Annotated in this window: 10 protein-coding genes; 5 read left to right on the top strand and 5 right to left on the bottom strand. The window is 56.1% G+C overall.

From position 1 onward, the window contains the following. Nucleotides 1-10 precede the first annotated feature (10 nt). The 5 genes from infA to trxB form a co-directional block, all read right to left on the bottom strand. Nucleotides 11-229, bottom strand: coding sequence for a translation initiation factor IF-1 (infA, locus tag HFD94_RS00735; protein WP_002211347.1), 219 nt, complete (start codon nucleotides 227-229; stop codon nucleotides 11-13). A gap of 345 nt (nucleotides 230-574) precedes the next feature. After that, nucleotides 575-1,267, bottom strand: a complete 693-nt coding sequence (gene aat, locus HFD94_RS00730) for a leucyl/phenylalanyl-tRNA--protein transferase (protein WP_010254921.1) — start codon at nucleotides 1,265-1,267, stop codon at nucleotides 575-577. A 33-nt stretch (nucleotides 1,268-1,300) separates the two neighbouring features. After that, on the bottom strand, nucleotides 1,301-3,031 hold the full coding sequence (cydC, locus tag HFD94_RS00725) for a cysteine/glutathione ABC transporter ATP-binding protein/permease CydC (protein ID WP_060679857.1): 1,731 nt from the start codon (nucleotides 3,029-3,031) through the stop codon (nucleotides 1,301-1,303). Then, a complete protein-coding gene (gene cydD / locus HFD94_RS00720) occupies nucleotides 3,031-4,800 on the bottom strand; it encodes a cysteine/glutathione ABC transporter permease/ATP-binding protein CydD (RefSeq protein ID WP_122889050.1) in 1,770 nt (589 codons plus the stop codon). Before cydD ends, cydC begins: the two co-directional genes overlap by 1 nt. A gap of 143 nt (nucleotides 4,801-4,943) precedes the next feature. Further along, complete coding sequence (gene trxB / locus HFD94_RS00715; RefSeq protein ID WP_003849329.1) at nucleotides 4,944-5,912, bottom strand: thioredoxin-disulfide reductase; 969 nt, start codon at nucleotides 5,910-5,912, stop codon at nucleotides 4,944-4,946. Nucleotides 5,913-6,432: 520 nt separating this feature from the next. On the opposite strand from trxB, the gene lrp reads away from it, so the two are divergent. From lrp to serS, 5 genes are all read left to right on the top strand, one after another. After that, nucleotides 6,433-6,927, top strand: a complete 495-nt coding sequence (gene lrp / locus HFD94_RS00710) for a leucine-responsive transcriptional regulator Lrp (RefSeq protein WP_006118610.1) — start codon at nucleotides 6,433-6,435, stop codon at nucleotides 6,925-6,927. Nucleotides 6,928-7,045: 118 nt separating this feature from the next. Then, nucleotides 7,046-10,582 carry a DNA translocase FtsK 4TM domain-containing protein gene (locus HFD94_RS00705; RefSeq protein ID WP_122889049.1) on the top strand — a complete coding sequence of 1,179 codons (3,537 nt, stop codon included), beginning with the start codon at nucleotides 7,046-7,048 and terminating at the stop codon, nucleotides 10,580-10,582. A gap of 177 nt (nucleotides 10,583-10,759) precedes the next feature. Next, nucleotides 10,760-11,371, top strand: coding sequence for an outer membrane lipoprotein chaperone LolA (lolA, locus tag HFD94_RS00700; RefSeq protein WP_003849334.1), 612 nt, complete (start codon nucleotides 10,760-10,762; stop codon nucleotides 11,369-11,371). Nucleotides 11,372-11,378: 7 nt separating this feature from the next. After that, nucleotides 11,379-12,722: a replication-associated recombination protein A gene (locus tag HFD94_RS00695; RefSeq protein WP_033757131.1), complete on the top strand. Its 1,344-nt coding sequence runs from the start codon at nucleotides 11,379-11,381 to the stop codon at nucleotides 12,720-12,722. Between the two features lie 92 nt (nucleotides 12,723-12,814). Further along, the gene (serS, locus tag HFD94_RS00690) at nucleotides 12,815-14,107 is read left to right on the top strand and encodes a serine--tRNA ligase (RefSeq protein WP_010254930.1); all 1,293 of its coding nucleotides are present in this window, start codon (nucleotides 12,815-12,817) and stop codon (nucleotides 14,105-14,107) included. Nucleotides 14,108-14,230 lie beyond the last annotated feature (123 nt).

Raw genomic sequence — 14,230 nt, 5'->3', positions numbered from 1 at the left:
TTACTGCAAATTAGCGACTACGGAAGACAATGCGGCCTTTGCTCAGGTCGTACGGGGTCAGCTCAACGGTCACTTTGTCACCCGTCAGGATGCGGATGTAGTTTTTGCGCATTTTACCGGAGATATGAGCAGTAACCACGTGTCCGTTCTCAAGTTCTACGCGGAACATGGTGTTAGGTAACGTATCCAGTACGGTACCTTGCATTTCAATATTGTCTTCTTTGGCCATCGAATCCTCTGGGTGTACTACCTTTCAGTTGAACCGGCAAGATAATGCCCAATTCAACGATTTATGTAAAGAACCGTCGGCGATTTTGCCAACGCTTTGCCGGGGTGCACGTCAGTCGCGCGCATCCGGTAAAATTAGGGTGTTTATGTGACGTCTGCGGGGGATTAGCGGGCTAAGAATCTGTATCAACCGGTTACACGCGCACGATTGAAAACAGTTCCGAGAGTGCGTTGAGATTCCCAGCCTGGCAATTCCGGCTCGTTATTGCGAAGCGCGGACGACATACCAAACTCGACCATTATACCACTTAATACGCCTTTATGTGTGCAAAACATCTCTGTGCGACTAAAAAAGGGTTTGAGTCTGCCAGCAGCCATCGCTGACCGGCTGGCACGCAAGGCTTTGTACATATTGCAGATAGTCGGCGCGCGGGATCTCCTGCGCGCCCAAAGAGGCCGTATGAGGGTTAAGTACCTGACAATCCACCAGACGGCCCTGATGTCTGAGAAAATGCTGACAAAATACCCAAAGTGCGGTTTTTGACGCATTCTGCTGACGGCTGAACATTGATTCGCCGCAGAAGATTTGCCCCATCGCCAGCCCATACATGCCACCTGCCAGCTGATGTTCGTCCCATACTTCAATGGAGTGGGCGTGGCCCAGTTCATACAATCGCAACCAGGCGCGCTTCATTTCAAAGGTGATCCAGGTGCCTTCCTCACGACCGGTGGCACAGCCCTCGATCACCTCGGCAAATGACTCATTCATCGTCACCCGATAGGGCGAACGGCTGTGGAAACGCTTCATGCTCCGGCTGAGATGAAACTGCTCAGGCAACAGCACTGCACGGGGATCGGGCGACCACCAGAGAATCGGGTCGCCAGAAGAAAACCACGGAAAGATGCCGCGCTGATAAGCGTTAAGTAACCGGGCAGGGGAGAGATCACCCCCCATGGCCAGCAGGCCGTTTGGCTCGCGCAGCGCCATCTCCGGTGGGGGAAATTGCAAAGATTCCCGTGACAGTTGTACCAGTCTCATCGCGTTTTGTTACCTATCAGCATTTCGCTAAGACTATAGCGCAATCCGCTGTCGGAAACGCCAGTACCGACCCGCTTTTGAGATTAATTCGGCATGACTTCCCTGTTCCACAATCACGCCATTATCCATCACGCAGATGCGATCCATCTGCTCCAGGCCGCTGAGACGGTGGGTGACCATTATTACGGTCTTGCCAGCGGTCAGCCGCTGCAGCAGGGTGAGGATATGCTGCTCGGTTGTGGCATCCAGTCCTTCGGTGGGTTCATCCAGCAGCCAGAGATCGCCGTCATGCAGTAACGCACGCGCCAGCGCCAGCCGACGCAGTTCGCCGCCTGACAGCGGGCGACCGCCTTCTCCCATCCAGGCGTTTAATCCTTCCGGGCTCTCAAGCAGGCGCTGCAGGCCGACGTCATTCAGCACGCGGCGTAACTGCTCATCAGTAGCATCGGGACAGGCCAGCAGTAAGTTATCACGCAGGCTCTGACTGAAGAGATGAACCCGCTGAGTCACCACGCTGATGCGCTGACGCAGCGCTGGCTCTGACCATGCGGTGATCGGCAGGTCATTCAGGCTGATGACACCGTGCTGGCTATCCCAGCTACGGGTCAACAGCGCCAGCAGAGTCGATTTGCCGCAGCCGGTCGGCCCCAGCAGTGCAATGTGTTCACCGGCTGCCACCTTAAGGGTAAAGCGGTTCAGCACCTTATCCGGGCGGTCGGGATAGCTGAAGTCGAGCTGATCGATATCGACTGCGAGACGTCCTGGCCGGGCATCTGAATCTGCCGGAAAGGTGATAGCGGGTGACTGATCGATAATGTCATTGACCCGCTGAGCGGCATTTATCACCTGCGACATGGGCAGAAAGGCCCCTGCAACCGGTGCCAGCGCCTCGAAAGCAGCCAGCGCGCAAAACACCACCAGGGCAATCAGCGAGCCGGGCAACTGCTGCTGGCTGATTGTCGCCGCACTGAGCCAGAGCAACAGTGTGACGGTTACGCCGCTGATCAGCAGCAGCAGGCTCTGTGCCGCAGCCTGCAAGCGCTGTTGCTGGCTCTGAGCCTGCTGCCAGCGCTGTTCATCTTCATCAAGTTGCTGACGCCAGTCCCGCGAGGCACCGTACAGGGTGAGTTCAGCCTGAGCCGCCAGCCACTGCATCAGCTGTAAGCGCCAGCGGGCGCGCCCACGGGCAATCGCGCCGCCTGCGGGCGATCCCAGACGGTAAAACAGCGCTGGCATCACCACCAGCGTACTCAGCATGATGCCGCCCAGCGTCAGTGCCAGCTGAAGATCGATGAAGCTCATTCCGAGGGTAACCACGACAATCACCACCAGTGCGCCGATCAGCGGCGAGATGACGCGCAGATAGAGGTGATCCAGCGTATCGACATCGGCCACGAAGCGGTTGAGCAGGTCCGCCTGCCGGAACCGCGAAAGCTGGCCTGGCGAAAGGGCCATCAGGCGGCTGAAGGTGTGGACACGCAGATGCTGAAGAACCCTGAATGTTGCATCGTGGCTGACCAGCCGTTCAGCATAGCGTGCGGCAGTGCGAATGATGGCGGCGCCACGTACGCCTGCCGCAGGCAGCATATAGTTGAAGGTATAGAGACCGGCTACGCCTGCCACTGACGAGGCGGCCAGAAACCAGCCTGAAAGCGTCAGCAGGCCGATGCTGGCCAGCAGGGTAACAATCGCCAGCACGATGCCCAGCACCAGGCGATAAGGGTGGCGCAGCCAGAGACGAAGAAAAGGACGCAAGGCGGACATCAGCGAATCTCCTGTTGACGATGCTTCAGCATCTCACTGAACGCACCCGGCTGTTGCGACAGCTGCTGCCAGTTACCCTGTTGCACCAGCTTACCGGCTTCCATTACCCAGAGGGTCTGCCAGTGACTTAGCGTATCAATCTGATGAGTTATCATCAGCGTGGTCTGGCGGGCTGCCGCCTGGTTAAGTGCCAGCATCACATGACGTTCACTGAGCGCATCCAGGCTGGCTGCGGGTTCATCGAGCAGCAAAAAATGCGAGGATTTATAGAGTGCGCGCGCGACCGCGACCCGCTGCGCCTGACCCACCGACAGCTGATTACCGCCATCGCCTGGCAGGGTGTCAATGCCCTCGGGCAGACGAGGCAGGAACTCATTAATGCCGCACGACTCCAGCAGTGCTGCAAAACGCTCGTCATCCCAGGCCGCATTCATCACGATATTGTCGCGCAAGGTGGCGGCCGGTAACTGAGGATTCTGTCCTACCCAACTGAGCTGCTGATGCCAGTCACTCCGTCGTATATCGCGAAGTTCAACGCCATTCGCTTTCAGCGAACCCTGATAAGGCAGAAAACCGAGCAGGGCGTTCATCAGGGCCGTTTTACCGGCCCCGCTTTGACCGACCAGTGCAATCTGTTCGCCAGGGGCGACAGTAAAAGAGAGCGGGCCGCACAACACCTGACCATCAGGCGCACAGACACGCAGATCTTCGGCGGTAAGTGCGATTGAGCGATCGGCAGTGAAGGGCAACTGGCCTTCCTGCGGCGCGGTGGCAGGCGTCGCCTGCATAAAGGCTTCAAGGGCATCGGCACCGCCTACAGCCTGGGCTTTGGCGTGATAGAAAGCGCCGAGATCGCGCAGTGGCTGGAAAAACTCCGGGGCGAGGATCAGCACCAGAAAGCCGGCAAACAGCGTCACGCCCTGGCCGTAATCACCAAAATGCAATTCGCCCAGATAGGAGAAACCAAAGTAGACGGCCACCACGGCAATCGCCAGCGAGGCAAAAAACTCCAGCACGGCAGAGGAGAGAAAGGCTAAGCGCAGCACTTCCATGGTGCGCTGGCGAAAATCGGTGGTGGCGGCGGCAACCGCCTGCTGCTCCGCTGCGCCACGATGAAACAGCCGCAGCGTCTCTCTGCCGCGCAGGCGGTCGAGAAAGTTACCGCTCAGGCGGGCCAGCACCAGGAAGTTCCGGCGGTTGGCCTCGGCCGCACCCATCCCGACCAGCGCCATAAACAGCGGAATCAGTGGCGCGGTGGCAAACAGGATCAGACCCGCCGTCCAGTTGAGCGGAAAAATAGTCAGCAGAATGCAGCAGGGGATCAGCACCGCCAGGGTCATCTGCGGCAGATAGCGCGCGTAATACTCCTGCATCTCTTCGATCTGCTCCAGCAGCAGCGTCGCCCAGCTGCCGGCTGGCTTTCCCTGAATCCAAGCCGGCCCCAGATCAGATAACCGATCTAATACCTGCTGACGTAAAGCCTGACGGATAGCCTGTCCGGCACGATAACCGGTCAGTTCACGGGCATAGTTAATCAGGGCGCGGAGCACAAAGCAGAGCAGTAACAGCAGGATACTGACTGTCAGAGATTCACGCGGCCGCTGGTCAACAATCAGAGCCTGCAGCAGCGAGGCCAGTAAACCCGCCTGAGCAATGATCAGAAGTGCACTTGCCATGCCCAGCAGGGTGTTGAGTCGCAACCAGCGACCGGCGAAATGACGTTGCTGACGAAGCCAGCGGGTAAGATGCTGCTGCCGCGATTTGTCCATGCGAGACCATGATGAATGTCGATGACGGGTGAAAATGGAAAGACATTTCCATCTCTTCAGGCGCAAGAATCTAGCATGAGAGCAATAAAAAAGGCGACGGAAAAACCGTCGCCTGGAACATTTGAGATCAGAGGGTTAACAACTTACTGATCGTTTTTAACCAGTCCGTCAAGAAAGCGCTCAGCGTCTAACGCGGCCATACAGCCGGTGCCGGCAGAGGTAATCGCCTGACGATAGATATGGTCCATCACATCGCCTGCCGCAAAGACGCCAGGGATGCTGGTCTGAGTGGCGTTGCCGTGCAGACCTGACTGAACTTTGATGTAACCGTTCTCCAGCGCCAGCTGACCCTCAAAAATGGCCGTATTCGGGCTGTGTCCGATAGCAACAAAAAGACCCGCCACCTCCAGCGCTTCTGTCTCATCACTGTTCTGGGTAGAACGCAGCGTCAGACCAGTGACACCCATCTGATCGCCCACCACTTCTTCCAGCGTGCGATGGGTGTGCAGCACGATATTGCCATTGCGCACTTTTTCCATCAGGCGGTCGATCAGGATCTTCTCTGCGCGGAAGCTGTCACGACGGTGAATAAGGTGCACTTCAGCCGCAATATTCGCCAGGTAGAGCGCCTCTTCCACAGCCGTGTTGCCACCGCCAATCACCGCGACTTTCTGGTTGCGATAGAAGAAGCCGTCACAGGTTGCACAGGCAGAGACGCCTTTGCCTTTAAAGGCCTCTTCGGAAGGCAGACCGAGGTAGCGCGCTGACGCACCGGTGGCGATGATCAGGGCATCTGCCGTGTATTCGCCGCTGTCACCCGTGAGGCGGAACGGACGGTTCTGCAAATCGACGGTGTGAATGTGATCGAAAATGATCTCAGTATTAAATTTTTCGGCATGCTCATGCATCCGCTCCATCAGCGATGGACCTGTCAGATCGTGCGGGTCGCCCGGCCAGTTCTCTACCTCGGTGGTAGTGGTCAGCTGTCCGCCTTTTTCCAGACCCGTGATCAGTACCGGGTTCAGGTTGGCGCGTGCAGCATAAACGGCTGCGGTATAACCCGCTGGGCCGGAGCCCAGAATGAGTAACTTACTGTGTTTGGCCGTACTCATGCGTTCCTCAGTTTCATTCGGCTGACATAGCCTGCGATTGTAGGGAATATCCGGCGACAATGACAAGGCTTAGGCAATTTTGTTAACGATAGCTGCAAACGGCGTAGACGATGAGCGACGGTTTTGCCTGGCCAATGCGCCAAAAGGGGGCAAAACTCGGGTTAGAGGGGTGCAATAGTGGAAAAATAGTCATTTAAAAACAGATACCCAGCGGACTGTCTGGCATCTTGTCCTGAATTTGGTGATTTTACTTTGACAATCGCCTGCGCTTTTGCGAAAACATTATCAGAAGCGAATAACATTTATCGGAACAAAACAGGTTTTCATCGCCCGTTTTGCACGTAACGCCGAATAAAAGCAGCCTGATATGGATAATGACGCATGATGTGGACAGACAACATGCGTCATATCGATAGGTGTCAGAACACAGGCTCTGTTAGCTCACTTCAGAAATGCCCCGAACAATGAGCGTTTTCAGGGCGTGGCAGGTAAAGGGAAGGAATTAAGAGAGACAATAATAATGGTAGACAATAAGAAACGCCCCGGGAAAGACCTCGACAGAATTGACAGGAACATTCTGAATGAACTTCAGAAAGATGGTCGCATTTCAAACGTAGAGCTTTCCAAACGCGTAGGCTTATCGCCTACGCCATGTCTTGAGCGCGTGCGTCGTCTCGAACGTCAGGGATTTATTCTTGGCTACACCGCGCAGTTGAACCCGCACTATCTGGATGCGTCGCTGCTGGTATTCGTTGAGATTACTCTGAATCGTGGTGCACCGGATGTGTTTGAGCAATTTAACGCCGCTGTGCAAAAACTTGAGGAAACTCAAGAGTGTCACCTCGTTTCCGGCGATTTCGACTACCTGCTGAAAACGCGCGTACCTGATATGTCAGCCTACCGTAAGCTGCTGGGTGAAACCCTGTTGCGCCTGCCGGGCGTAAACGACACGCGTACGTATGTGGTGATGGAAGAGGTTAAACAGAGCAATCGGCTGGTGATCAAAACTCGCTGATGCGGGGCAGGTGCAAAACCTGTGAGATTTCGGTACACTCCTGTGCATTCATACAGGATCAGCGTCGGGCTCGCCCGGCGCTGTTGCTTCTTACTTTACAGGCACCTGGAGAGTCCTCTTGAGCCAGGAATATACAGAAGATAAAGACGTTTCGTTACAATCGATGAGCAGTGGACGTCGTCTGCTGGAAGCGATGCTCATTCTGGTGGCGCTGTTTGCCATCTACCTGATGGTTTCTCTGGTCAGTTTTAACCCTTCCGACCCGAGCTGGTCGCAAACGGCCTGGCATGAACCTATCCATAATATCGGCGGCAGCGTCGGTGCCTGGCTGGCTGACACCTTACTCTTCATCTTTGGTGTGATGGCGTATGCCATTCCGCCCGTCATCCTGGGTCTGTGCTGGATTGCTTTCCGTCAGCGCGACAGCCAGGACTACTTTGACTACTTTGCCGTCGGGCTGCGCTTAATTGGCGTCCTCGCGCTGGTGGTGACGACCTGTGGTATGGCGGCGCTGAACGCCGATGATATCTGGTACTTTGCCTCGGGCGGCGTGATCGGCAGCCTGGTCAGTAATGCTATTGCACCCTGGTTCAGTCCGGCTGGCGGCACGCTGATGCTACTCTGCGTCTGGGCGGCGGGCATTACCCTTTACACCGGCTGGTCATGGCTCACCATTGCAGAAAGAATTGGTGGCGTAGTCATGGGCGTACTGACGTTTGCAAGCAACCGCTCTCGTCACGATGAACCCTGGCAGGAAGAGGATGACGAGCGGGACGCGCGTGAATACGCGGATGTGCCTGAGCTTCATGCCGCCGATCAGGATGATGATGTGCTGCTTTCTGCCCCACGTGCAGCTGCTGAGCCTGCGGCGTCACAACAGGATCCGCTGCTGGCTAAAGCTGCAGCAGCCACCAGTGCGGCAGTCGCGGCCACCGCTGAAGCCGCTGAGGTGACCCTCGCCCCTGCAGCCACGGTGACGCCAGCATCTGTCGCTGCACCTGCTGCTGCGGTTACAGCTTCGGCGCCTGCCGCGTCAGCGACATCCATCCCTGCATCGCCGTCTGCACAACCTGCGCCTGCGTACGCACAGAGCGCGCCAGCTCCGCAGAGTGTGGCGAATTCCCCGGCGCAGAGTGCTTCTGCACCCGCAGACTCACCACCGCTTTATCATTTTGAAATGCCAGACGACGCTCCGGCTACGCCGTCGTTCAGTGCTTACGACGATGATGAACCTAAAATGGGTAACTGGCGGGATACGTCAGCCATCCCTGCGGCATCGGCGGCAGCGGCAGCCGCTGCAACGGCAGCCCAGGCAACAACGCGTACTGCGCCTGTTTTTGATTTAGCCCCTGAAACCAATCTCAATCCGCAGGTTAAACAAGGTATCGGCCCGGCACTGCCGCGTCCTAACCCGGTAAAACTGCCAACCCGTCGTGAGCTGGCCTCTTATGGCATTAAGCTGCCTTCTCAGCGCATGGCAGAAGAGAAAGCGAAAACGGAAGAGACCGAACCGGTTAGTGCTGGCTCTGTTTCCTCTGCTCCGGATGCTGAAGAGGCGCTGCAGCAGGCTGAACTGCGACAGGCTTTCCAGTCTGAACAGCAACAGCGTTACGGCACCAGCTGGCAGCAGGACGAGGAAGATGAACAGGATGCACAGCAGCAGGATGCACTGGCCCGTCAGTTCGCCGAGCAGCAACAGCAGCGCTATGAGCCAGAAGTGAAAAAAGAGCCGGTATTCAATATTGATACCGCCTCAGCGTTTGATTTTTCACCGATGAAAGATCTGGTGGATGACGGTCCTTCTGAACCGCTGTTTACCATTGCGGCGACGCCAGAACCTGAAGCTCCAGCGGTTTCACACGAACCCTGGCAGCAGGTGAGTGAGGTTTCAAGACCTCAGGCTCCGGCTCATGTTCCTGCACCAGCCAGCTTTGCCCCGGCAGAGCCTGCCTATAGCGCCCCGGCAGCACCGTCTGAACCTGACTATGCTGCACCTGCGGCAACCTCTGCACCCGCTTATGGTACCCCTGCGGCTCCTCAGGCTCCGGCGTACTCTGCGCCTGGCTATGGCACGGCAGCGCCGGTTCAGCCGGTGGAAGAGGCGAAACCTTCACTGCATGACAGCCTGATTCATCCGTTCCTGATGCGCCATGAGCAGCCGCTGGAGAAACCTTCCACGCCACTGCCTTCGCTGGATCTGCTGACCGCACCGCCTGAAGAGGAAGAGCCGGTTGATATGTTCTCGCTGGAGCAGACTGCCCGTCTGGTGGAGTCGCGCTTAGGCGATTATCGCGTCAAAGCGGAGGTGGTCGGTATCTCGCCTGGCCCGGTTATTACCCGTTTCGAACTTGACCTGGCGCCGGGCGTTAAAGCGGCGCGTATCTCCAATCTGTCCCGCGATCTGGCGCGTTCGCTGTCGACGGTAGCGGTTCGTGTGGTGGAAGTGATCCCAGGCAAACCCTACGTGGGTCTGGAACTGCCAAACAAGCATCGTCAGACCGTCTATCTGCGTGAAGTGCTGGATTGCCCTAAATTCCGCGACAACCCTTCACCGCTGGCCGTCGTGCTGGGTAAAGATATTGCCGGTCAGCCGGTGGTGGCCGATCTGGCGAAAATGCCACACTTACTTGTCGCCGGTACCACCGGTTCCGGTAAATCTGTGGGCGTGAACGCCATGATTATCAGCATGCTGTATAAGGCGACGCCGGAAGAAGTTCGCTTCATCATGATCGACCCGAAAATGCTTGAGCTGTCGGTCTATGAAGGTATTCCGCATCTGCTGACCGAAGTGGTCACAGACATGAAGGATGCTGCCAATGCGCTGCGCTGGAGCGTCGGTGAAATGGAGCGTCGCTACAAGCTGATGTCGGCGCTGGGCGTGCGTAATCTGGCGGGCTACAACGAAAAAGTGGAACAGGCCGAAGCGATGGGTCGTCCGATTCCCGATCCGTTCTGGAAGCCGGGCGACAGCATGGATATGACGCCGCCGGTTCTGGAGAAGCTGCCTTATATCGTTGTGATGGTCGATGAGTTTGCTGACCTGATCATGGCAGTCGGTAAAAAGGTGGAAGAGCTGATTGCCCGCCTGGCACAGAAAGCCCGTGCTGCCGGCATCCATCTGGTACTAGCGACACAGCGTCCATCCGTGGATGTCATTACCGGTCTGATCAAAGCGAACATTCCGACGCGTATCGCCTTTACCGTTTCCAGCAAAATTGATTCACGTACCATTCTCGATCAGGGCGGCGCGGAGTCATTGCTGGGTATGGGTGACATGCTCTACATGCCGCCGAACTCCTCGCTGCCGATTCGTGTTCACGGTGCGTTTGTTCGTGACCAGGAAGTGCATGCAGTGGTTCAGGACTGGAAAGCGCGTGGTCGTCCGCAATATATCGACAGCATTACGGCGGGCGAAGAGAGCGAAAATGCCGGTGGCATCGACAGTGATGAAGAGCTCGATCCGCTGTTCGATCAGGCGGTCGGTTTTGTGGTCGATAAGCGCCGTGCGTCGATTTCAGGCGTTCAGCGTCAGTTCCGCATCGGCTATAACCGCGCGGCACGTATCATTGAACAGATGGAAGCGCAGGGCATCGTTTCTGCACCAGGACACAATGGTAACCGTGAAGTGCTGTCGCCACCGCCACACGATATGTAGTGGCTAAATGTTTTGAAACACAACGCAATGAGCCAGTTCCGACTGGCTCATTGTTTTTATGCGGTTAAACCCCATATCTGAATCAGCTTTCGGTTTTTTCCTCTGTTCTGATGGCGGAACGGCGGCCAGGCTTAATGCAGTTATCGATGGGAACGTTTAAATAAGGAATTGAAGCAGATGAAATTACGCGTAATCGCTCTGGGCCTGTTGGCCACCTTTTCTTCAGCCAGCGTTCTGGCTGATGCTTCCAGTGATCTGCAACAGCGCCTGAACAAGGTCAGCAGCTTCCACGCCAGCTTCACCCAAAAAGTGACCGACAGCAGCGGCGCGAATGTGCAGGACGGCGAAGGCGAATTGTGGGTAAAACGTCCCAGCCTGTTTAACTGGCACATGACCGCGCCGGACGAAAGCATCATCATCTCCGACGGTAAATCGCTGTGGTTCTACAACCCGTTTGTTGAGCAGGCGACAGTCAGCCTGTTGCAGAATGCGACCAGCAACACGCCCTTTATGCTGATTGCCCGCAACCAGTCAAATGACTGGAAGCAGTACAATATCAAACAGCAGGGTGACAATTTTGAACTGACACCTAAGAACAGCGACGGCAACCTGAAACAGTTCACCATCCAGGTGACGTCCAGCGGGACCATCAACCGCTTCAGTGCTATCGAGCAGGATGGCCAGCGCAGCGATTACCAGCTGAAAAGCCAGCAGAATGGCGCTATCAGCCCGGATAAATTCACGTTCACACCGCCAAAAGGCGTGACGGTGGACGACCAACGTCAGTGAGGTCACGGTGAGTAACCTGTCCCTGGATTTTTCCACCGAAAATTTCAAACCTCTGGCCGCGCGTATGCGGCCAGAAACATTGAAACAGTACATTGGTCAGCAGCATCTGCTGGGCGCAGGCAAACCTCTGCCGCGCGCGATTGAAGCAGGGCACCTGCATTCAATGATCCTGTGGGGACCTCCCGGGACCGGCAAGACCACGCTGGCTGAGATCATTGCCCATTACGGTAACGCCGATGTGGAGCGTATTTCGGCCGTCACCTCCGGCGTAAAAGAGATCCGTGAGGCGATTGAGCGGGCCCGTCAGAATAAACATGCCGGGCGGCGCACGATCCTGTTTGTGGACGAGGTCCATCGGTTCAACAAGAGCCAGCAGGATGCCTTTCTGCCCCATATCGAAGATGGCACCATTACCTTTATTGGTGCGACCACCGAAAACCCCTCTTTTGAACTTAACTCTGCGTTGTTGTCACGCGCCCGCGTTTACCTGCTGAAATCACTAACCCTGGAAGATATTGAGCAGGTGCTGGATCAGGCGATGCAGGATAAAGCGCGAGGTTATGGGGACAGTGACATCGTGCTGCCGGACAACACACGCAGGATGATCGCTGAACTGGTTAATGGTGATGCACGTCGGGCGCTGAACACGCTGGAGATGATGGCTGATATGGCCGAAATCACCGCATCAGGTCAGCGAGAACTGACGCCGCAGCTGCTTAACGAAGTCTCTGGTGAGCGATCCGCGCGGTTTGATAATAAAGGCGATCGTTTTTACGATCTGATTTCTGCACTGCACAAATCGGTACGCGGCTCCGCACCGGATGCGGCGCTCTACTGGTATGCGCGCATTATCACTGCGGGCGGCGATCCGCTCTATGTGGCTCGTCGGTTGCTGGCAATCGCCTCCGAAGATGTCGGCAACGCCGATCCGCGCGGTATGCAGGTGGCGATTGCGGCCTGGGATTGCTTCACGCGCGTCGGTCCGGCAGAAGGGGAGCGTGCGATTGCCCAGGCCATTGTTTATCTGGCTTGCGCGCCTAAAAGTAATGCGGTCTACAACGCGTTTAAAGCCGCAATGCGTGATGCGCGCGACCATCCCGATTACGATGTGCCGGAACATCTGCGCAATGCCCCGACTAAGCTGATGAAAGAGATGGGCCTGGGTAAAGAGTACCGTTATGCCCATGATGAAACCAACGCCTATGCCGCGGGTGAAGTCTATTTTCCGCAGGAACTGGCCAGCGCGCGCTATTACACCCCAACCCAGCGCGGGCTTGAAGGCAAGATTGGTGAAAAGCTAAGCTGGCTGGCTGAGCAGGATCAAAATAGCCCGACAAAACGCTACCGCTGAAACAGACGTTACGGTAATGTGGGCAATGTTTTCAACGCATTCCGCTGGAATGCGTCCCTTCTTTCAACCAACTTTTTATACACAGGATAAGCATGCTCGATCCCAATCTGCTGCGTAACGAGCCAGACGCAGTCGCAGAAAAACTGGCACGCCGGGGATACAAACTGGATGTGGAAACGCTGCGTTCGCTTGAAGAGCGTCGCAAAGTGCTGCAGGTGGAAACAGAAAATCTGCAGGCAGAGCGTAACTCCCGATCCAAATCCATCGGTCAGGCCAAAGCACGTGGGGAAGACATCGAGCCGCTGCGTCAGGAAGTGAACGCGCTGGGCGAACGCCTGGATGCCGCAAAAGCAGAACTGGATGAACTGCAGAATCAAATCCGTGACTTCTCACTGGCACTGCCGAACATTCCGGCCGATGAAGTGCCGCTGGGCAAAGATGACAGCGAAAACCAGGAAGTGAGCCGCTGGGGTACCCCGCGCGAGTTCAGCTTCCCGGTTAAAGATCACGTTGAGCTGGGTGAAGCGGCTAAAGGCCTGGATTTTGCGTCTGCCGTGAAACTGACCGGTTCACGCTTTGTGGTCATGCAGGGGCAGATTGCCCGCCTGCACCGTGCACTGAGTCAGTTTATGATTGACCTGCACACCGAGCAGCATGGCTACCTTGAAACCTACGTGCCTTATCTGGTTAACCACGAAACGCTTTACGGTACCGGACAGCTGCCTAAGTTTGGCGAAGACCTGTTCCACACCCGTCCGCTGGAAGAGGAGTCAGACAGCAGCAACTATGCGTTAATTCCTACTGCGGAAGTGCCGCTGACTAACCTGGTGCGTGATGAGATCCTCGAAGAGGATAGCCTGCCGGTTAAACTGACTGCGCATACGCCGTGCTTCCGTTCTGAAGCGGGTTCTTACGGTCGTGACACGCGTGGCCTGATCCGTATGCACCAGTTCGACAAAGTTGAGATGGTGCAGATCGTCACGCCGGAGCAGTCAATGGATGCCCTGGAAGAGCTGACCGGTCACGCTGAGAAAGTGCTGCAGCTGCTGAACCTGCCATATCGTAAGGTTTTACTCTGCACCGGCGATATGGGCTTTGGATCGACTAAAACTTACGATCTGGAAGTCTGGCTACCGGCGCAGAATACCTATCGTGAAATTTCATCCTGTTCCAACATGGGTGATTTCCAGGCGCGTCGTATGCAGGCGCGTTGCCGCAACAAACAGGATAAGAAACCGCGTCTGGTTCATACCCTGAATGGCTCAGGGCTGGCCGTAGGCCGTACCCTGGTGGCGGTGCTGGAAAATTATCAGCAGGAAGATGGCCGCATCACTGTGCCTGAGGTTTTACGCCCCTATATGAATGGCGTCGAAATTATCGGCTAAGCAACAGTAACTCTCTGAACCCGGCCATGGCCGGGTTTTTTTATGTTATTGCTCCGGAAAAACTGTTCTGTCAGGCCTCATTTTAATCACAAATAAACGTTATCGATACCAGCCAGGCCGGAA

The organism is Pantoea sp. EKM20T, from assembly GCF_011800485.1.
In the GTDB taxonomy this organism is placed as follows: Bacteria; Pseudomonadota; Gammaproteobacteria; order Enterobacterales; family Enterobacteriaceae; genus Pantoea; species Pantoea agglomerans.
The sequence above is the reverse complement of the archived record's forward strand: the minus strand, read 5'-3'. Positions and strand labels throughout refer to the sequence as shown.

Excerpts from the sequence above, each read along its gene's own strand:
- infA (WP_002211347.1), bottom strand. The coding sequence starts at position 229 with ATGGCCAAAGAAGACAATATTGAAATGCAAGGTACCGTACTGGATACG.
- aat (WP_010254921.1), bottom strand. The coding sequence starts at position 1,267 with ATGAGACTGGTACAACTGTCACGGGAATCTTTGCAATTTCCCCCACCG.
- cydC (WP_060679857.1), bottom strand. The coding sequence starts at position 3,031 with ATGTCCGCCTTGCGTCCTTTTCTTCGTCTCTGGCTGCGCCACCCTTAT.
- cydD (WP_122889050.1), bottom strand. The coding sequence starts at position 4,800 with ATGGACAAATCGCGGCAGCAGCATCTTACCCGCTGGCTTCGTCAGCAA.
- trxB (WP_003849329.1), bottom strand. The coding sequence starts at position 5,912 with ATGAGTACGGCCAAACACAGTAAGTTACTCATTCTGGGCTCCGGCCCA.
- lrp (WP_006118610.1), top strand. The coding sequence starts at position 6,433 with ATGGTAGACAATAAGAAACGCCCCGGGAAAGACCTCGACAGAATTGAC.
- lolA (WP_003849334.1), top strand. The coding sequence starts at position 10,760 with ATGAAATTACGCGTAATCGCTCTGGGCCTGTTGGCCACCTTTTCTTCA.
- serS (WP_010254930.1), top strand. The coding sequence starts at position 12,815 with ATGCTCGATCCCAATCTGCTGCGTAACGAGCCAGACGCAGTCGCAGAA.